This is a genomic window from Streptomyces sp. NPDC127190 (assembly GCF_042672505.1).
Lineage (GTDB): Bacteria > Actinomycetota > Actinomycetes > Streptomycetales > Streptomycetaceae > Streptomyces.
This window is the reverse complement of the sequence record NZ_JBHXVE010000017.1, coordinates 151,727-168,202: the sequence shown is the minus strand read 5'-3', so window position 1 is coordinate 168,202 and position 16,476 is coordinate 151,727. Positions and strand designations below refer to the sequence as shown.

Annotated in this window: 19 protein-coding genes and 1 tRNA gene; 11 read left to right on the top strand and 9 right to left on the bottom strand. The window is 73.7% G+C overall.

Translation table 11 applies throughout. The annotated features are described in order from the left end of the window. Positions 1-15 precede the first annotated feature (15 nt). Complete coding sequence (locus ACFVIU_RS25355; RefSeq protein WP_385845292.1) at positions 16-1,131, top strand: amidase domain-containing protein; 1,116 nt, start codon at positions 16-18, stop codon at positions 1,129-1,131. Here ACFVIU_RS25355 and ACFVIU_RS25350 read toward each other — a convergent pair. The 3 genes from ACFVIU_RS25350 to ACFVIU_RS25340 all read right to left on the bottom strand — a co-directional run bounded on the left by ACFVIU_RS25350 (position 1,119) and on the right by ACFVIU_RS25340 (position 4,152). Continuing rightward, positions 1,119-1,703, bottom strand: a complete 585-nt coding sequence (locus ACFVIU_RS25350; protein WP_385845245.1) for a DUF4383 domain-containing protein — start codon at positions 1,701-1,703, stop codon at positions 1,119-1,121. The genes ACFVIU_RS25355 and ACFVIU_RS25350 overlap by 13 nt on opposite strands. A gap of 188 nt (positions 1,704-1,891) precedes the next feature. Next, entirely contained in the window at positions 1,892-3,295 is a 1,404-nt protein-coding gene (locus ACFVIU_RS25345; protein ID WP_385845243.1) for a hypothetical protein, read from the bottom strand. 83 nt (positions 3,296-3,378) lie between these two features. Continuing rightward, positions 3,379-4,152: a DUF4097 family beta strand repeat-containing protein gene (locus ACFVIU_RS25340; protein WP_385845242.1), complete on the bottom strand. Its 774-nt coding sequence runs from the start codon at positions 4,150-4,152 to the stop codon at positions 3,379-3,381. Positions 4,153-4,342: 190 nt separating this feature from the next. Between ACFVIU_RS25340 and ACFVIU_RS25335 the strand changes: the two genes are divergently transcribed. Next, positions 4,343-4,414, top strand: a tRNA-Val gene (locus ACFVIU_RS25335). A 52-nt stretch (positions 4,415-4,466) separates the two neighbouring features. Here the strand turns inward: ACFVIU_RS25335 and ACFVIU_RS25330 are convergent. After that, complete coding sequence (locus ACFVIU_RS25330; protein ID WP_385845240.1) at positions 4,467-5,408, bottom strand: ketopantoate reductase family protein; 942 nt, start codon at positions 5,406-5,408, stop codon at positions 4,467-4,469. A gap of 94 nt (positions 5,409-5,502) precedes the next feature. Here ACFVIU_RS25330 and ACFVIU_RS25325 point away from each other — a divergent pair, with 94 nt between their 5' ends. From ACFVIU_RS25325 to ACFVIU_RS25315, 3 genes are all read left to right on the top strand, one after another. Beyond that, positions 5,503-5,724 (top strand): DUF2277 domain-containing protein, encoded by a 222-nt coding sequence (locus ACFVIU_RS25325; protein ID WP_385845239.1) that lies wholly within the window; start codon positions 5,503-5,505, stop codon positions 5,722-5,724. A 220-nt stretch (positions 5,725-5,944) separates the two neighbouring features. Next, positions 5,945-6,397 carry a DoxX family protein gene (locus ACFVIU_RS25320; protein ID WP_385845238.1) on the top strand — a complete coding sequence of 151 codons (453 nt, stop codon included), beginning with the start codon at positions 5,945-5,947 and terminating at the stop codon, positions 6,395-6,397. Between the two features lie 131 nt (positions 6,398-6,528). Then, positions 6,529-7,176, top strand: a complete 648-nt coding sequence (locus tag ACFVIU_RS25315; protein WP_385845237.1) for a DedA family protein — start codon at positions 6,529-6,531, stop codon at positions 7,174-7,176. 19 nt (positions 7,177-7,195) lie between these two features. Here ACFVIU_RS25315 and ACFVIU_RS25310 read toward each other — a convergent pair whose 3' ends face one another. After that, positions 7,196-7,840: an HNH endonuclease family protein gene (locus ACFVIU_RS25310; protein WP_385845235.1), complete on the bottom strand. Its 645-nt coding sequence runs from the start codon at positions 7,838-7,840 to the stop codon at positions 7,196-7,198. 373 nt (positions 7,841-8,213) lie between these two features. On the opposite strand from ACFVIU_RS25310, the gene ACFVIU_RS25305 reads away from it, so the two are divergent. Both ACFVIU_RS25305 and ACFVIU_RS25300 read left to right on the top strand, forming a co-directional pair. After that, positions 8,214-8,795 (top strand): TMEM165/GDT1 family protein, encoded by a 582-nt coding sequence (locus tag ACFVIU_RS25305; protein WP_385845234.1) that lies wholly within the window; start codon positions 8,214-8,216, stop codon positions 8,793-8,795. Between the two features lie 166 nt (positions 8,796-8,961). After that, on the top strand, positions 8,962-9,630 hold the full coding sequence (locus tag ACFVIU_RS25300; RefSeq protein WP_385845232.1) for an HAD-IA family hydrolase: 669 nt from the start codon (positions 8,962-8,964) through the stop codon (positions 9,628-9,630). Positions 9,631-9,642: 12 nt separating this feature from the next. On the opposite strand, the gene ACFVIU_RS25295 is transcribed toward ACFVIU_RS25300, so the two are convergent. After that, entirely contained in the window at positions 9,643-10,578 is a 936-nt protein-coding gene (locus ACFVIU_RS25295; RefSeq protein ID WP_385845231.1) for a peptidoglycan-binding protein, read from the bottom strand. A 140-nt stretch (positions 10,579-10,718) separates the two neighbouring features. On the opposite strand from ACFVIU_RS25295, the gene ACFVIU_RS25290 reads away from it, so the two are divergent. After that, positions 10,719-12,776: a DHA2 family efflux MFS transporter permease subunit gene (locus ACFVIU_RS25290; RefSeq protein WP_385845229.1), complete on the top strand. Its 2,058-nt coding sequence runs from the start codon at positions 10,719-10,721 to the stop codon at positions 12,774-12,776. Here ACFVIU_RS25290 and ACFVIU_RS25285 read toward each other — a convergent pair. Next, entirely contained in the window at positions 12,769-13,269 is a 501-nt protein-coding gene (locus tag ACFVIU_RS25285; RefSeq protein WP_385845228.1) for a GNAT family N-acetyltransferase, read from the bottom strand. The two genes, ACFVIU_RS25290 and ACFVIU_RS25285, sit on opposite strands and share 8 nt — an antisense overlap. Positions 13,270-13,337: 68 nt before the next feature. On the opposite strand from ACFVIU_RS25285, the gene ACFVIU_RS25280 reads away from it, so the two are divergent. Together ACFVIU_RS25280 and ACFVIU_RS25275 are read left to right on the top strand one after the other, a co-directional pair. Further along, the gene (locus ACFVIU_RS25280; protein ID WP_385845227.1) at positions 13,338-13,943 is read left to right on the top strand and encodes a hypothetical protein; all 606 of its coding nucleotides are present in this window, start codon (positions 13,338-13,340) and stop codon (positions 13,941-13,943) included. A 2-nt stretch (positions 13,944-13,945) separates the two neighbouring features. Next, on the top strand, positions 13,946-14,758 hold the full coding sequence (locus ACFVIU_RS25275; protein ID WP_385845226.1) for a hypothetical protein: 813 nt from the start codon (positions 13,946-13,948) through the stop codon (positions 14,756-14,758). Here the strand turns inward: ACFVIU_RS25275 and ACFVIU_RS25270 are convergent. Next, a complete protein-coding gene (locus ACFVIU_RS25270; protein ID WP_385845224.1) occupies positions 14,747-15,178 on the bottom strand; it encodes a DUF1992 domain-containing protein in 432 nt (143 codons plus the stop codon). The genes ACFVIU_RS25275 and ACFVIU_RS25270 overlap by 12 nt on opposite strands. Positions 15,179-15,282: 104 nt before the next feature. Between ACFVIU_RS25270 and ACFVIU_RS25265 the strand changes: the two genes are divergently transcribed. Continuing rightward, a complete protein-coding gene (locus ACFVIU_RS25265) occupies positions 15,283-15,675 on the top strand; it encodes a hypothetical protein (RefSeq protein WP_385845223.1) in 393 nt (130 codons plus the stop codon). 57 nt (positions 15,676-15,732) lie between these two features. On the opposite strand, the gene ACFVIU_RS25260 is transcribed toward ACFVIU_RS25265, so the two are convergent. Then, entirely contained in the window at positions 15,733-16,404 is a 672-nt protein-coding gene (locus ACFVIU_RS25260; protein WP_385845222.1) for an O-methyltransferase, read from the bottom strand. Positions 16,405-16,476: the final 72 nt, after the last annotated feature.

Sequence of the window (16,476 nt, the reverse complement as noted above, 5' to 3'; positions counted from 1 at the left end):
GCCTCGGCCGCCGCCGTGGTCGCCGCGGTGGCCCTCGTCCCCAACTGGAGCGCGGGCGCCGCCGTCACCAATGACCCGACGGTGGACGCGGCCACGAAGGCGACCTTCCAGAAGCTGGCCGACGCGGTGTTCACCGACCGCACCCAGGCCCTGGTGGACGGCGCCGGCAACGCCGGGACCAAGCACACCGCCGGGTTCACCGGCTCGGTGCGGATGTCCGGCGGGCAGCAGGACCAGCAGACGGCCGCCGTGGGCCAGCTGCGCGCCCGCAAGTCCCGGCTCGCCAAGCTCGGCGAGAAGTACAGCGCGGGCAGCACCCGGGTCACCCTGGACGCGACCGAGGTCCACGGACGGCGCGCCAAGGTCGCCGTCACCGAGACCACCACGCTGACCTACGAGAAGCCGGCGGCCAAGGGCCCGAAGACCACGGGATTCCAGGCCCACCACGAGCTGAGCTTCAAGGCCGACGCGAGCGGCGACTGGCAGCTGACCGGGATCCGCGACACCGACGACGGCTACCTGGCCGTGAACCAGGTCGCCACGCCCTCCGTCGCCAAGTCGCGGACCACCCCCGCGGACGACGGCCCGCCGGACGCGCCCCGCGCGGCCACCAGCTGGCCCGCGCCCGCCAACCGCAAGACCCTCACCGGCGGCGCCTACGACTACCAGGCGATGGTGGCGTACGCGACCAAGTACTGGCGCAACTACAACCCGGACTACCCGGACTTCAACGGCGAGGCCGACGGCGGTGACTGCACCAACTTCGTCAGCCAGTCCCTGAAGGCGGGCGGCTGGAAGCACGTGCCCGGCTACACGAACGACTTCCACAAGTGGTTCGGCAACGCCGACATCCAGTCGGACTCCTTCGTCGGCGTCAACGAGTTCTCCTGGTTCGCCCTGTCCTCCAAGCGGGTCACGCCGCTCGCCAACGTCTACCAGGCGGACCTCGGCGACGTGATCCAGATGGACTTCAACCGGGACGGGTCCAAGGACCACTCGATGATCGTCACCTACCGCGACCGCTGGGGCGTGCCGTACGTGACGTACCACTCCACCAACACCTACAACCGGTCGGTGGCGAGCCTCGTCGCGTCGTACCCGAACGCGTACTTCTACGCCTACCGCACCTGACCCGGGCCCGGACCCCGGTCCGGTCCGTCCAGCTCGCCCTGCCGCGTCAGCCGGCGTGCCCGCTCCTCCGCATCGGGGTGGCGGGCCCGCCAGTACGGGTTGTCGTGCGGCAGGGCCGAGCCGACCCGGCCGTACATGCCGAAGGTCATCAGCAGCAGGCCCACGACGAAGCTGAAGAACACGTTCTGGATCTTGAACGCCAGGAAGTTGTGGGTCGTGTCCAGCAGGCCGAGATTGAGGAAGCCGTTCAGCAGGAACAGCACGCCGAACACCATGTTCAGCGTGGACGCCACGTTTCCGCCGACCACCATGCCGGCCAGCAGGATCGCCCCGACGACGATCGACAGCCAGCTCAGCGCGCCGTTGGTGTTCAGCCCGGCGACCGTGTCACCGCCGGTGTTGAAGAAGCCGATGTGGTCGAGCACCCCGAGGATGCCGAAGACCAGCAGAAACACGCCGATCAGGCCCGCACCGATCCGGTAGACGGTGTTCAGCCGGTGGTCGACGGGAAGGTGCTCGTCGAACCGGATCCGCTGCTGTCGCGGCTCCGGGTGAGCTGCATGTGTGGCCATGTCCGCCTCCCTCGGGCGCTAAGGCCTCTCTTTCGGATCTTGCCGACGCCGAACGGCACCGCCACCGCAGCCGACCTGATCCGAAAGAAAGCCCTAGCGGAGGCCATACGTCCGTTCCCCCCAATATCCGCCCGCCGCCCGGAGCCCTGCAACCGGCGGCACCCGGCCGCCGCCGACGGCCGCCGCGCTCAGTGGCCGCCGCGCTCCTCCCGGATCCGCGCCACCACCGCCGCCGCGACCCGCCGCACGGCCTCCGTCTCGCCCAGGAAGTGCCAGTAGTCCGGGTGCCGCCCCTCCTGCACCGCCGCGGCCGCCCGCTCCAGCCGGGCCACCGCCTCGTCCAGCGGACCGGCGTGCCGGGGATCCGGTGTCGTACGCCCCGCCATCGCCAGCCGCTGCGCGTCCCGGATCGCGAACCGGGTCCGCTCGACCTCCGCCCGCGGGTCCTTCTGTACGGCGTTCAGCCGGTTCAGCCGCTCCCCGGCGGCCGAGACGGCCTCGTCCGTGCTGTTCAGCAGTGCCCGCACGGTCGACAGCAGGGAGGCCGCGTCCGCCCAGCGCTGCGCGTCCCGCGCCGTCTGCGCCTCGCGCAGCTTCTCCTCGGCCTGCCGTACCGCCTCCGCGGCCCGCTCCGGCACCTGCTGGAGGTCCTGCCAGCAGGCGGCCGAGAACCGCCGGCGCAGCTCGCTGAGGACCGGGTCGACCTGACCGGCCCGGGTGGTCAGCGCCTGGGCCCGGGTGCGCAGCGAGACCAGCCGGTGGTCGATCTCGGCCGCCCGCTCCGGCAGCCGCTCGGCCTCCGCCCGGATCGCCCCGGCCTCCCGCTGCACCCGCTCGGCCCGCTCCAGCGTCTGCTGCACCCCGTGCTGCCCCGCCCCCTGGTTCAGCCGGGTCAGCTCGGGCGAGAGGGCGGCCAGCCGGGCGGCGAGGTCGTCGGCCCGCAGCCCCTGCTCCCGGACCGCGTCCAGGGCGTTGCTCGCGGCCAGCAGCGCCTGCCGGGCCCGCTCCACGGCGGGCGCGACCCGGGCCAGCTGGGTCTCGGCCTTGTCGAGCAGCGGCCCGAGCGAGCTGCCGAACCGGTCCAGCTCCTGCTTGACCCGCACCAGTTCGTCGCGGGCCGCGGTCAGCTCCGACCGCGCCCGGGTGGCGGCGGCGGCCTCCAGGTCGTCCCGGTCCAGGTCGTGCGCGTCGACGGCCTGGATGTAGCGCCGGCTGACCTCGTCGATGCGCTGTCCGAGCGCCTCGAAGTCGGTGACGGTACGGCGGGCGGCGGGGGAGTCGTCCACGGCCGTGATGGTCTCCACGGAGATCCGCAGGTCCCGCTGGGCGGTGTCGAGTTCGTAGAACGCGGCCGCCGCCGCGTCCTTCGCGGCCTGCGCCTCGGCGCGCAGGCTCTCCGCCCGCCCGCCGAACCAGCGCCGGGTACCGCCCCCGGCGAACGCGCCGGGCAGCGCCAGCGCGAGCAGCACCGGCAGTCCCAGCAGGGTGAGGATGTCCCGCACGGCCGTGGCGGTGCCCGGCCCGCGCCGGGCCGGTGCGGCGGACGGCGGCGGGTACGGCGGTGTCGATGGCGTGCCGGGTGTCGCCGTCACATCCCTCTCCCGTGCTGTGCTTCGCCCTGGGTGGCGGACGTGGAGTCATTCTCCCACCCGGTGCGGACGAAGACACGGGCCGGTCAGTTCGCGTTCCGTACCGTGACCGAGCCGTTGGAGGAGTTCGCGGTCACCCGGTGCGGGCTGCGGTCGCGCTGCTGCACCCCCACCGAGACCGCCCCGTTGTCCGAGTCGGCCCGCACGTGGTACTCGGCGCGGGGCAGGGTGACCGTCACCGCGCCGTTGTCGGTCGAGGCGTCCACGGAGTCGGGTACAGCCTTCAGCTCCAGGTCCACCGTGCCGTTGCTGGACTCGGCGTGCACCCGCCGCGAGGAGACAGTGGCCTGCACCGCGCCGTTGTCCGAGCGCAGGTCCAGCGGGCCGGTGGAGTCGGTGACGTGGACCTCGCCGTTGCTGGTGTGGATCCCGAGCGCGGTCGTGAAGCCGTGCGCCCGCACGCTGCCGTTGCCGTCGACGACCTGGACGCCGACCCCGGCCGGCACCTCGACGCGGTAGCGGGTCGAGCAGTCGGCGATCAGCCCGGAGCAGTCCGTGCGCAGCACCAGCCGGTCGCCGTCCAGCGACCACTTCAGCGAGGGCCCGCTGCCGACGGTCACGGAGCCCTGGAACCAGCGGGTGACCGCGACCGTGCCCGCCTTGCCGCCGCCCCGGGCGGGGACGATGTCGAGGGCCGCGTCGTCGGAGTCGACGGTGAGGGTGCGGCCGTGCAGCGCGAAGGACCGGTGGTCCGGGTGCTTGTCGTCGTCGGCGGACGCGCCGCAGGCACTCAGCCCGGCGACGAGCGCACCGGCGAGTACGGCCGTGACGGCGGCGCGGACGGGAAGGGAACGGGTCATGCGAGAACTCCCCCTGAGATGGTCTGCCACGACCGTAGACGATCATGCTCGGGAGGGGACTCCGGCCTGCTCCCGGCCCAGGGTGGGGATAACCCCCCTATAGGCCTGTGGCCCGGCGGTACGGGTTTGCGGTGCACCCGTCCGGGCAAGGTAGGCTGTCGACTCGTCCTGGGCGTACGGCCCGGGGTGCGGGTGCGTAGCTCAGGGGTAGAGCGCCTGCCTTACAAGCAGGATGTCGGCGGTTCGAAACCGTCCGCGCCCACCGACAAGGAGCCCCCGGCCGACCACGGCCGGGGGCTTCGTCGTGTCCCGGGTCAGTCCCGCCGGCGGGCGGCCCCGGCCGCCGCCACCTCGGCGACCAGCCTGGCCGTCACCGGTACCGGTACGCCGTGCCGCTCGGCCGCCCGCAGCAGGGCGCCGCCGATGGCGTCCAGCTCCAGCGGGCGGCCCGCCTCGGCGTCGCGCTGCATGGACGACCTGGTGGCGGCCGGGAAGGCGGCGTACCGGGCGAGGGCCTGGGCCGGGTCGGCGGGGGCGCCGCAGGCACGGCTGACCGCGGCGGTCTCCGCGACCAGCGCCTCCAGCTCCTCCCGGTGGCGGGTGCGGGCCTCGCCGAGGGGGAGGGCGTAGCGGGTGGTGAGGAGGGCGAACGGGGCGAGGAAGGCCATCTTGGCCCACAGCGCCGCCGTCTCGTCCTCGACCAGCCGGGCCGTCGTACCGGCGGCGGTGAGGGCGGCGGCGAGCGCGGCCGGCCGCGGCCCGGGTACCGCCTGCCCGGCGAGGTCGATCTCGGTGAACGGGCTGCCGTGTTCGATCACGCCCGGTGCCACCCGGGTGGACTCCACCCGGATCACGGCCGGCGCGACCCGGCCGGCGCCGTAGCGGGCGCGCAGCGTGTCCGGGTGCTCGACGCCGTTCAGCAGCGGTACGACGAGGGCGTCGCCGAGTGCGGCGGGCGGGACGCGGGTCAGGGCGGCGTCGAGCGCGGTGTGCTTGACGGTGATCAGGCAGGCGTCCACCGGGGTGCGCAGCTCGGTGTCCGCCTCGACGGGGGCGGTGAAGTTCCCGAACTGGGCGCTGCGGACGGTGATTCCGTCGCGCCGCAGGGTGTCCGCGGTGGCCTCCGGGGCCAGGCAGACGACACGGTGGCCGGCCCGGGACAGCAGGGCGGCGAGCAGACCGCCCGTGCCGCCGGGCCCGAGCACCGCCACGCTGTACGGCGTCCGGGCAGGCTGTGGAGAGCGCTGGTTCGTCATGGAGTTGTTCCCTTCGACGGTCGGCCCCGGGGATCGGTGGCCGCCTTCGCACGTGATCATCGCAGGAACGCGGGGCGCGCGGGAGACTTCGGGTATGTGCCGGAGTATCAAGACGCTGCGTCCGCCCGTGCTGCCCGGTGAGGCCACGGAGGACGACATTCGCGCCGCCGCCCTTCAGTACGTACGGAAGGTCTCGGGCTTCCGGGCCCCGGCCGCCCACAACCGCGAGGTCTTCGACCAGGCCGTGGACGCTGTGGCCCGAGCCACAGCGGAGCTGCTGGGCGGCCTCGAGGTGCGGGGCCACCCCGTGCGCTGACTGGCCGTCAATCTCCTTCCCTCGCACCGCAATTGGCTCTACGTTGCGGTGCGGGTCCTCGGCCTGCCCGCAAGCGGAAGCGGAAAATCGGCTGAATGTTGAAGTTGCAAGTACTGCTTAGGTCGGCCTAACCTGAGTTCTCCGTTCGGTACCCGCTCCCCATCCGCCCCGTCCGTCCCCGGCGGGCCGGTCCGTAAGACACCGAAGAGGAGAACCCCCCATGTCCGCACGTCTCGACTCCGCTCAGCCTTACGTCCTCGGGCTCTTCCGCATCGTGATCGGTCTGCTCTTCGCCGTGCACGGCGTCACCTCGCTCTTCGGCGTCCTCGGCGGCGCCATGGGCACCGGCGCCACCGTCCCGGCCGGCACCTGGCCCGGCTGGTACGCGGCGGTGATCCAGCTGGTCGCCGGCGCCCTGGTGCTCCTCGGTCTCGGCACCCGCGGGGCCGCGCTGGTCGCCTCCGGCTCGATGGCGTACGCGTACTTCGACGTGCACCAGAAGGTCGCGCTGTGGCCCATCCAGAACGGCGGCGAGCTGTCCGTCCTGTTCTGCTGGGCGTTCCTGCTGCTCGTCTTCACCGGTTCCGGCGCCTTCGGCCTGGACCGCCTGTTCGGCCGCCGCACCGCCGCCGAGGGCGGCCGCGCCACCGACCGTGCCCCGATAGCGGCCTGATCCCGCGTCACCCGTGCCACGGCGCCCTTCCCGGTCCTCGGGGAGGGCGCCGATGCGTGTGCGTGCGGCTCCGCCGCATCCGCCTCCCGAGGCCCCAGGGACCCCGGTGTCACACCCCCCGCGTACGCTGTATGGCTGTCAACGGGGGAGCAACGGGAGTCGTCGTGTGGGAGAGCCTGGGGTCGCTGGCGGCCGGGCCGTGGATCTATGCCGTGGTGGCGCTGTCCGTGCTGCTCGACGTCTTTCTGCCGGTGCTGCCGAGCGGGGTGCTCGTCATCACGGCGGCCACCGCCGCCGCGGCCGGTTCGGGCGCGGCGACCGGACGCGTGCCGCACGATGTGCCGGACATCCTCGCGCTGATCCTCAGCGCGACGACCGCCTCCGTCCTCGGCGACCTGGTGGCCTACCGCCTCGCCTGGCGCGGCGGTGAGCGGCTGGACCGGGCGATAGCCCGTTCCCGGCGGCTGACCAGCGCCCAGGAGCGGCTCGGCGAGGCCCTCGCCCGGGGCGGCGGCGCGCTGGTGGTGCTGGCCCGGTTCGCCCCGGCCGGCCGCTCGGTGGTCTCCTTCTGCGCGGGCGCCGCGCACCGCCGCGCCCGCGACTTCGTGCCCTGGTCCGCCCTGGCCGGTCTGTCCTGGGCCGGCTACAGCGTCGCCCTCGGCTACTACGGCGCCCGGTGGCTGGGTGCCACCTGGGTGGCGACCGGGGTGTCGGTGGCCGCGCTGTTCGGGGTCGGGGCGGTCGCGGGCTTCCTGGTGCGCCGCCGCCCGGTCTCCTGACGCACCGGGCGGCGCCGGTTCAGCAGCCGGCCAGGTAGTGGGTGAGCGCCGTCTTCTCCGCCGGGTCGACCGAGAGGTCGTAGTAGTACTTCACCTGCACCCAGGCGCGGACATAGGTGCACACGTAGGCGGAGCGGGACGGCACCCAGGTGGCCGGGTCCTGGTCGCCCTTGGCCTGGTTGACGTTGTCGGTGACGGCGATGAGCTGGGGCCGGGTCAGGTCGTTGGCGAAGGCCTGGCGCCGGGCGGTGGTCCATGCGCTCGCCCCGGAGTCCCAGGCCTCGGCCAGCGGGACCAGGTGGTCGATGTCCAGGTCCGAGGCGGCGGTCCAGGTGGCGCCGTCGTACGGCGAGTACCAGCTGCCGCCGGTGGCCGCGCAGGAGGAGTCGGTGACGACGTTCGAGCCGTCCCGCTTGAGGACCGTCTCGCGGGTGTTGCAGGTGCCGCTGATGGTGATCCAGTGCGGGAACAGGCTCCGGTCGTAGCCGGTGCGGTTCTCGGCGGCGACGGTGAGCTCGGCGAGGTAGGTGCGGGCGGTGGCGGCGCTGACCGGGGTGGGCAGGGCGGCGGAGGCGCTCGGGCTGTTGAACAGGGCTGCGGAGGCTATGAGTCCGGTAAGCGCCCCGACTATGCTCCAGCGTCGACGCGCGTAGCTCTGCGGCATGCGAACTCCCTGTGGGATGTGGGGGATTGGGGCGCGGGCGAGGCAATGCTCGCCGCGGTGTGTTGCCGGGAGGTGAGCGCTCGGTAAGAAGGTAGTGGCGTGTTCATGTCACGCCAAGGTTCACGGGAAAACCTTCACATCCCGTACGATGGGGAGCGCAGAAGGGGAGTAGCTCTTCGCCGGACCGTCGACATACTGCTCAGCCAGGCTGAGCCGGCGCCCGGAGGCGGACCTCGTGCGGGCCGCCAGCGAGACCTTCGGCAAGCAGTGCAGGCCCGTGCCCCGGTGCGGGCGCCCAGTGCGCTGCCGTGCCGAGGTGTCATCGTGGGACGCACCACACTCTCGGCGGGCAGCCCCGACCGATTGAGGAACCTTGATCAGCATCACCGTGACGGCGCTCGTCTTCGGCGTCATCTTCCTCGCCGAGCTGCCGGACAAGACCGCGCTCGCCGGCCTGGTCCTCGGCACCCGCTACCGCGCGAGTCATGTCTTCGCCGGTGTCGCCGCGGCCTTCCTGCTGCATGTCGTGCTCGCCGTCGCGGCCGGCAGCGTGCTGACCCTGATGCCGCAGCGGCTCGTGCACGCCGTCACCGGCGTCCTCTTCCTCGGCGGCGCCGCGATGCTGCTGCTCAAGCACGACGACGGCGAGGAGGAGATCAGGAAGCCCGCCGACCAGTCCTTCTGGAAGGTCGCCGGCACCGGCTTCATGCTGATCCTGGTCGCCGAGTTCGGCGATCTCACCCAGATCATGACCGCCAACCTCGCCGCCCGCTACGACGACCCGCTCTCCGTCGGCCTCGGCGCGACGCTCGGCCTGTGGGCCGTCGCCGGACTCGGCATCGTGGGCGGAAAGGCCCTGATGAGGAAGGTGCCGCTGCGGCTGATCACACGGATCGCGGCGCTGCTGATGCTGGCGCTCGGCGTGTGGACCCTGTGGGAGGCGGTGGCGGGCTGAGTCCGCCGGCGGCGCACCCGGGAAAGCCGGTGGCGGAAACGCCCCCCGGTTTTGTACCGTGGAGAAACAAAGTGGCTCCCGCCCGTTCTCCCTGACCGGCGGGCGGGGCCGCCTTGTCCCGCACCCCGGCGTCTCCCCGGGGGCTCGTCCGTTCCTGGAGCTGCCGATGCCGGCCACCGCCACGCCCGCCGTCCTGACCGCCCGCGCCCTCCTGCTCGACATGGACGGCACCCTCGTCAACTCGGACGCCGTGGTCGAACGCGTCTGGCGAGGCTGGGCCCGGCGGCACGGGCTGGACGGCGACGCGGTGATGCGGGTCGTCCATGGCCGTCAGGGGCACGCCTCCATGGCCGTCCTCCTGCCCGACCGGCCGGTGGCGGAGAACCTCGCCGACAACGCGCGCCTGCTCGCCGAGGAGACCGCCGACACCGACGGCGTGGTGGAGATCCCCGGCGCGAGCGCCTTCCTCGCCGCCCTGCACGGCCTGCCGCACGCGCTGGTGACCTCCGCCGACGTGCCGCTGTCCACCGCGCGCATGAACGCCGCCGGGCTGCCCCTGCCCGAGGTCCGGGTCACCGCCGAGTCGGTCGGCGCGAGCAAGCCCGACCCCGAGGGCTTTCTGAAGGGCGCCGCCGAGCTGGGCGTCGACCCGGCCGACTGCGTCGTCTTCGAGGACTCCGGCGCCGGTATCGCGGCGGGGCGCGCCGCCGGTATGCGGGTGGTCGGCGTCGGCCCGCGCGCCGCCGCGCACGGCCCCGACGTGACCGTGCCCGACCTCACCCGGGTCCGCGTCGAGCCCGCGGCGGACGGCACCATCCGGCTGCACATCGGCTGACGGCCCCTGCGCTCAGGGCTTCGACGTCTCCGCCTCCAGGCTCGCCCGGGTCGCCGGGCCGTACTCGCCGAGCGTGTCGCCCTGGATGCCGCGCGCCAGCTGGTAGGTGCGTACGGCGTCCCACACCGGGCGGTCGTAGACGCCGTCGACCGGGTCGTCGTACAGGTTCAACTGCCGTAGCCGCTCCTGGAGTTCGACGACCTGCGGGCCCGAGTCGCCGGTCCGCAGCACCGGGCCGGCGGCCGGTGTGGCGCCCGGAGCGGCGCTGGCCGTCGCCGACGGGGCGCGGGAGGCGGAGGGGGACGCGGTCGCGCTGTGCGTCGGCGAGGGCGTCGGGGAGGGGGACGCGCCGGCGGTGGCCGAAGGCGAGGGGGGCGACGCGGCCGGCGCGGCCTGCGGGGGCGGCGGGGGTGTCGCGGTCGCCGTCCGGGCCGTCGGCGAGGCGGACCGCTGCGCGGTGACGTCCGGGACGCTCGCCCTGACCTCCTCGGCCGCCGCCCGGTCCCGGTCCCGGGACGGCGCGTGATAGGAGAACAGCGCGAAACCGGCCACCGCCAGGACCGCGGCCCCCACGCCCGCGACCGACAGCAGAACCGTACGGCGCCGGCCCCGGCCGGTCTCCTGCGCGGCCGGTCCGCCGTCCCTCTGCCACACCGGCGGGTCCGCACGGGCCGGGCCCGGCGGCAGCGTGGCCCCGACGACCACTGGTAAGGACGCGGTGGCCGCCGCTCCCGGGTCCTGGTCGGGCATCTCGACGTACGGCCGGATCCGCAGCGGATCGAAGTCCTCCGCCGCCGCTGCCTCGGCCGTCCGCGTCTCGCGCAGCACCTTTGCGGCCCGCGCGGTGCAGTCGCACGACGGGCTGCGGTCCGCTCCCCGCGGCGCCCCGCACTCCGGGCAGACGGCGGCGCTGCGCGCGCCTATGTGCTCGTTGCCGTGCTCGCTCATGTGTTCGCCCCTCCCCCTCGCGGCCTTCCGAGACTATGCAGACCTTCTCCGTATCTCCCGCCGCGACACAGGACTCAACAGGCCATAAACGGTGACACCCACCACGATGGAAGAGGCGCACCGAGCCCCGGGAGGTCTCCATGGCCCTGGACACGCACGGAACGGCGAAGGACGTGAAGGACGGCGAACACGTCCCCGGCAATGTGCTCGTCTCGATCGGCGCCCTGCTGCTCGGGCTGCTGCTCGCCGCACTCGACCAGACGATCGTGTCGACCGCGCTGCCCACCATCGTCAGCGACCTCGGCGGTCTGGAGCACCTGTCCTGGGTGGTCACCGCCTATCTGCTCGCCTCGACCGCCGCCACCCCGCTGTGGGGCAAGCTCGGCGACCAGTTCGGGCGCAAGCGGCTGTTCCAGACCGCGATCGTGATCTTCCTGATCGGCTCGGCGCTGTGCGGGGCCGCCCAGGACATGCCCCAGCTGATCGCGTTCCGGGCGGTGCAGGGCCTGGGCGGCGGCGGGCTGATGGTGCTGTCGATGGCCATCGTCGGGGACGTCGTACCGCCGCGCGACCGTGGCCGCTACCAGGGGCTGTTCGGAGCCGTGTTCGGCGCGACCAGCGTGCTCGGGCCGCTGCTCGGCGGCCTGTTCACCGAGCATCTGAGCTGGCGCTGGGTGTTCTACGTCAACCTGCCCGTCGGTGTCGTCGCGCTCGCCGTCATCGCCACCACCCTGCACATCCCGCGCCGCACCGAGCGGCACGCCATCGACTACCTCGGTACGTTCCTGATCGCGGCGGTCGCCACCTGCCTGGTCCTCGACGCCTCGCTCGGCGGCACCACCTGGGCGTGGGACTCGGCGCAGATCATCGGGCTGGCCGTGCTGGGCGTGCTGCTGGCCGTGGCGTTCGTCGCCGTCGAGCGCCGGGCCGCGGAACCCGTCCTGCCGCTGAAGCTGTTCCGGATCCGCACCTTCGTCCTCGCCGCCGTCATCAGCTTCATCGTCGGCTTCGCGATGTTCGGCGCGATGACCTATCTGCCGACCTTCCTCCAGGTCGTGCACGGGGTCAGCCCCACCATGTCCGGCGTGTACATGCTGCCGATGGTCTTCGGCCTGCTGCTGTCGTCCACCGTCTCCGGGCAGATCGTCAGCCGCACCGGCCGGTGGAAGGTCTTCCCCGTCACCGGCACCGCCGTCACCGCCCTCGGGCTGCTGCTCCTGCACCGGCTCGACGAGCACAGCGGCACCGCGGAGATGAGCGTGTACTTCCTCGTCTTCGGCCTCGGTCTCGGCCTGGTCATGCAGGTGCTGGTGCTGATCGTGCAGAACGCGGTGGCGTACGAGGACCTGGGCGTCGCCACCTCCGGAGCCACCTTCTTCCGCTCCATCGGCGCCTCCTTCGGCGTCGCCATCTTCGGCACGGTCTTCTCCGGCCGTCTCGCCGACAAGCTCACCGCGGCCTTCGCGGGCGTGCGGCTGCCGCCCGGGGCCGACCCGAACGCCCTCAAGGCCGACCCGCGCGGCATCGCCGCCCTGCCGCCCGCGCTGCGCCCGGCGGCCCTGCACGCCTTCGCGTCCGCCATCACCGACGTGTTCCTCTACGCCGCCCCCGTCGCCCTCCTCGGCTTCGTCCTGGCGTGGTTCCTGAAGGAGGACCCGCTGCGCGGCTCGGTCACCGCGCCGGACGTCTCCGAGACGCTCGCGCCCAACCCGGTCGAGCGGTCCTCGTACGACGAGGTCTGCCGGGCGCTGTCCGTGCTCGGCACCCGGGAGGGCCGCCGCCAGGTCTACCGGAAGATCACCGAACGGGCCGGCTACGATCTGCTGCCCGCCGCGAGCTGGGTGCTGCTGCGCATCCGCAAGCACGGCTGCGTCGAGCCGGCCCAGCTCGCCGAGCGCGGCCCCGTCCCGCTGGAGGCCGTCCTCGCCGCCGCCCGCCAGGTCGAGGAGCGGCGGCTGGCCGAACGCCGGGGCGTCGAGCTGTACCTGACCGCGTCCGGCCGCGAGGTCGCCGAACGGCTGGCGGCGGCCCGCGAGGAGTCCCTGGCCGAGCTGCTCGGCGACTGGTGGCAGCCGGGCCGCTCGACCGACCTGGTGCAGCTGGTGAAGGAGCTGACCGGGGAGCTGTGCGGCTCGTCGCGGGAGGGGCCGGAGGAGGGGCAGCCGGTCCACCACGGCCCGCGGGCCGAGGTCAGCTGACCGCCCGCAGCTCCTTGCGGAACCAGTGCTCGGCGTACGGCTCCGCGTTGTGCGGTGCGGTCTCCGCATAGCCGAGCCGGGCGTACAGGGCGCGGGCCTCCCGCAGGTCGGAGCGGGTGTCGAGGACGATCCGCCGGGCGCCCAGGGCGCGGGCGGCCTCCTCGGCGGCGGCCACCAGCAGCGCGGCACCGCCCGTGCCGCGCCTGCCCTCGGCCACGAAGACCCGGGTCAGCTCGGCGGTGTCCGGATTCAGCAGCCGTACGCCCGCCGAGCCGGCCGGGACGCCGTCGTACCGGCCGACCAGCAACTGCCCGCCGGGCGGCGCGAGATGGGCGCCGGTCTCCGCCGCGATCTCCCGCTCCAGCTCCGCTGGGTCGGTGCGGCGCCCCTCGTGCAGCAGGTACCAGCGGTCGCTGACCTCCGTGTAGTACGCCCGCCACAGGGCGGCGGCCGTGGGCGAGTCGTACGGCTCCGGGGCGATGGTCCATGTCATGGGGGCCATTGTCGGCCGACTCCCGCGAGCCGCTGTTTGCCGGTCCCCTTCCGGGTCACCCGGAGGACATGTCCACAGGCTTGATCATCGCTCTGATCGTGATCGCGGCAGTCGTGGTCGTCGGCACCGTCGCCCTGGCGCTGCGCGGCCGGGCACGGCGCCACGGGCCCAGCCTGGAGCAGCGCTTCGGGCCCGAGTACGACCGGGCGGTCGCCCGGCACGACGGGGACGCGGGAGCCGCCGAGCGGGAGCTGGCCGACCGCCTGGAACACCACGGCGACCTGCGCGAACGTCCACTGGACGAGGCGGCGCTGCGGCAGTACACGGACCGCTGGGCGACCGTCCAGGAACACTTCGTCGAGGCACCGCGCGAGGCGGTCGCCGAGGCCGACCGGCTGCTCGCGGAACTGGCCGCCGCCCGCGGCTACCCGGACGGCGCGCGCTACGAGGAGCAGCTCGCCGCGCTCTCCGTCCACCACCCCGGCCACGTCGACGGCTACCGGCAGGTGCACCGGGTGGCGTCGGGCGGGGCCGGCGGTACCGGTGCCGCGGGCGGGAACGGTGCCGGGACCGAGGAGATGCGCCGGGCCCTCGTCGGCGCCCGCGCCCTCTTCGACGACCTGACCACCACAGCCGGCTCCTCCACCAGGGGCCGCTCGCAAGAGGGGGTATAGCCATGCCGGACCGGAGGGACAGGCCGCCGGACGACTTTGCCGCGCCCCGCTCGGACCGCTTCGAGGACCGCGGCGGGAACGGCGTCGAGGCGAGCGGGCAGGAACGCTACGAGGACACCGGGAACGAGTGGGCGGACACCGGGGCCGAGTGGGCGCCGGGGGAGGCGACCCCGGGGCGGCGGGCGGCACGGGCGGCGCGGCCGGAGGAGCGGCTGCCCGGTGAGCCCGGCGCCCGGTCGGCGCCCGGCGGGGCCGCACCCGCTCCCGACGAGCCGCCTTCCCGGCTGCCCGGCGCCGCCGGACCCGGGAGGGACGGGCTGACCGGGGACGACCGGGGCCCGGCCGGATCCCGGGAGGACGCGTGGTCCGGGGGAGAGGGGCTGCGGCCGGGGACCGAGGAGCTGGCGAGCGGCGGCGAGGAGGGCGCGATGCCCGAGGACGGGCTGGGCGCGCCCGCGGCGCAGCCGGCCAGTGCACGGGAGGCCCGCAGCTCCGAGGCCCCGGACCGGGACGCCTGGCCGGGCGGCGGCCCCGCGCCCGCCGGCGCCGGTGCCCCGCTGCTCCCGCACGAGGAGACCGAGCGCTGGGAGCAGCGCCTGCGGGAGCTGGCCGCGGGGTTCGTGGAGCAGCCCGGGGAGGCCGTCGCGCAGGCCGACCGGGCGCTGGAGGACATCGCCCAGCGGTTCGGCGAGGCCGTCAGCCGCCGGCGCCGTACCCTGCGCATGTCCTGGCAGGACTCCGAGAGCGACACCGAGCAGCTGCGGCTCGCGATGCGCGACTACCGGGAGCTGGCCGGACGGCTGCTACACCTCTGACGCCCCGGGCGACGGGGACGGTCCTCTGCGGCGGCGGCGCTCGCGGAGGACCTCCTCCACGTCGTACGGCTTCCTGCCGAGCGGCGGGCCGGGCGGGGGCTTGAACATCATGTCCTTGATCTTGACGTTCACGTCCTCGATGATCTTCCGCGCGATCCGCTCCGAGGGGGCCGCGTACGCCGCCGCGAGCGCGTCCTCGGCCTCCTTGCGCAGCGCCAGCGCGGGCGGCAGCACGGACAGCCCCTCGCGGACCATCTTGCGTTTGACCCACCACAGTTCGTCATAGGTCGAGTCGACCTCGGCGGGCAGCGGCGCCCCCGCCCCGGCCAGATGCTCGAACTCCCCGCGCGCCTGTGCGTCCCGGATCTGCTTGTCCGCCCAGGTCTCGAACGACACGCCCGGTGGCTTTCGCTCGGTCATGAACCCATTGTGCCGGACGCCACCCCGCCGGGCGTTTTATCATGCGGCGGCGGGTACGAACGGCGAACCGCCCGCCGCTCAGGGACGTTTCAGGGGGAAGACGCGTGCTCGAACTCACCATGGCCACCGTGTCCGGGGACGACACGGGCGCCACGGCCGGTATGACGATGGCCGACGCGCCGAGCGAGCCGGACGCCGTGCTGCGGGTCGGCCGGGACGGGGCGGTGTGCCGGCTGGTCACCCCGGAGGACTGGCTGTTCGTCTCCCGCGTCCATCTGGAGTTCCGCTGTGGCCCCGACGGCGGCTGGCAGCTGACCTGGCTGCGCGGTTCCCAGGCCGACCCGGCCTCCGAGGTGCGGCTGGTCGTCGGGGAGTACGCGCAGACGGTGGCCTACGGCACCAGCGTCGCGCTGCCGCGGGGGGCGTCCGGCGAGATCATCGTCCAGGACCGCACCGCGCCGCGCAGCGTCAACGTCGGCTTCTACCACGAGGGGTGAGATCGGACCGGGCTGCTTAGGGCCTCTCTTTCGGATCTTGCCGGCGAAAGAAAGGCCCTAGCCCAGCACCCGGGCCAGGGCGAAGCCGTCGTAGCCCTTGTGGCCCACGGTCTGGATCGCCGTGCCGGTCAGCCGGGGATGGGTGGCGATCAGCTCCAGGGCGGCCCGGGTGCCGACCACGTCCGGGTCGGTGTTGTCCGGGTCGGCGACCCGGCCGCCGCGCGCCACGTTGTCCAGGACGATCAGGCTGCCCGCCCGGGTCAGCCGCAGCGCCCACTCCACGTAGTGCGGGTTGTTGACCTTGTCGGCGTCGATGAAGACCAGGTCGAAGGGGGCCGGGTTCTCGTCCGCGAGCTTGGGCAGCGACTCCAGGGCCGGGCCCACCCGCACCTCGGTGATCCGGTCCAGGCCGGCCCGGGCGAGGTTCCGGGTCGCCACCTCGGCGTGCTTGGCGCTGTACTCCAGTGAGATCAGCCTGCCGTCCTCGGGCAGCGCGCGGGCCATCCAGATGGTGCTGTACCCGCCGAGCGTGCCGATCTCCAGAATGCAGCGCGCGCCCTGCACCTGGGCGAGCAGATGCAGCAGTTTGCCCTGGGCGGCCGTGACGGCGATGGGCGGCAGCCCGGCCGCCTCGCTCTCCCGCAGCGCGGCCTGCAACACCTCGTCGTCCGGGGAGAGACGGGTGATGAAGTAGTCGTCGACGTCGTCCCAGACCTGCGACCCGTTCATGCTCCTGCTGCCTTTCCCGAGTGACCGGTGGAAGAGAGTTCGGTGGTGGCTGTGTGGCTGCGCATGGTGCGG

Coding starts and splice junctions, on each gene's coding strand:
- ACFVIU_RS25300 (WP_385845232.1), top strand. CDS start 8,962: ATGCCGGCCACCGCCACGCCCGCCGTCCTGACCGCCCGCGCCCTCCTG.
- ACFVIU_RS25270 (WP_385845224.1), bottom strand. CDS start 15,178: ATGACCGAGCGAAAGCCACCGGGCGTGTCGTTCGAGACCTGGGCGGAC.
- ACFVIU_RS25280 (WP_385845227.1), top strand. CDS start 13,338: ATGTCCACAGGCTTGATCATCGCTCTGATCGTGATCGCGGCAGTCGTG.
- ACFVIU_RS25260 (WP_385845222.1), bottom strand. CDS start 16,404: ATGAACGGGTCGCAGGTCTGGGACGACGTCGACGACTACTTCATCACC.
- ACFVIU_RS25340 (WP_385845242.1), bottom strand. CDS start 4,152: ATGACCCGTTCCCTTCCCGTCCGCGCCGCCGTCACGGCCGTACTCGCC.
- ACFVIU_RS25325 (WP_385845239.1), top strand. CDS start 5,503: ATGTGCCGGAGTATCAAGACGCTGCGTCCGCCCGTGCTGCCCGGTGAG.
- ACFVIU_RS25350 (WP_385845245.1), bottom strand. CDS start 1,703: ATGGCCACACATGCAGCTCACCCGGAGCCGCGACAGCAGCGGATCCGG.
- ACFVIU_RS25290 (WP_385845229.1), top strand. CDS start 10,719: ATGGCCCTGGACACGCACGGAACGGCGAAGGACGTGAAGGACGGCGAA.
- ACFVIU_RS25295 (WP_385845231.1), bottom strand. CDS start 10,578: ATGAGCGAGCACGGCAACGAGCACATAGGCGCGCGCAGCGCCGCCGTC.
- ACFVIU_RS25275 (WP_385845226.1), top strand. CDS start 13,946: ATGCCGGACCGGAGGGACAGGCCGCCGGACGACTTTGCCGCGCCCCGC.
- ACFVIU_RS25315 (WP_385845237.1), top strand. CDS start 6,529: ATGGCTGTCAACGGGGGAGCAACGGGAGTCGTCGTGTGGGAGAGCCTG.
- ACFVIU_RS25330 (WP_385845240.1), bottom strand. CDS start 5,408: ATGACGAACCAGCGCTCTCCACAGCCTGCCCGGACGCCGTACAGCGTG.
- ACFVIU_RS25310 (WP_385845235.1), bottom strand. CDS start 7,840: ATGCCGCAGAGCTACGCGCGTCGACGCTGGAGCATAGTCGGGGCGCTT.
- ACFVIU_RS25285 (WP_385845228.1), bottom strand. CDS start 13,269: ATGACATGGACCATCGCCCCGGAGCCGTACGACTCGCCCACGGCCGCC.
- ACFVIU_RS25320 (WP_385845238.1), top strand. CDS start 5,945: ATGTCCGCACGTCTCGACTCCGCTCAGCCTTACGTCCTCGGGCTCTTC.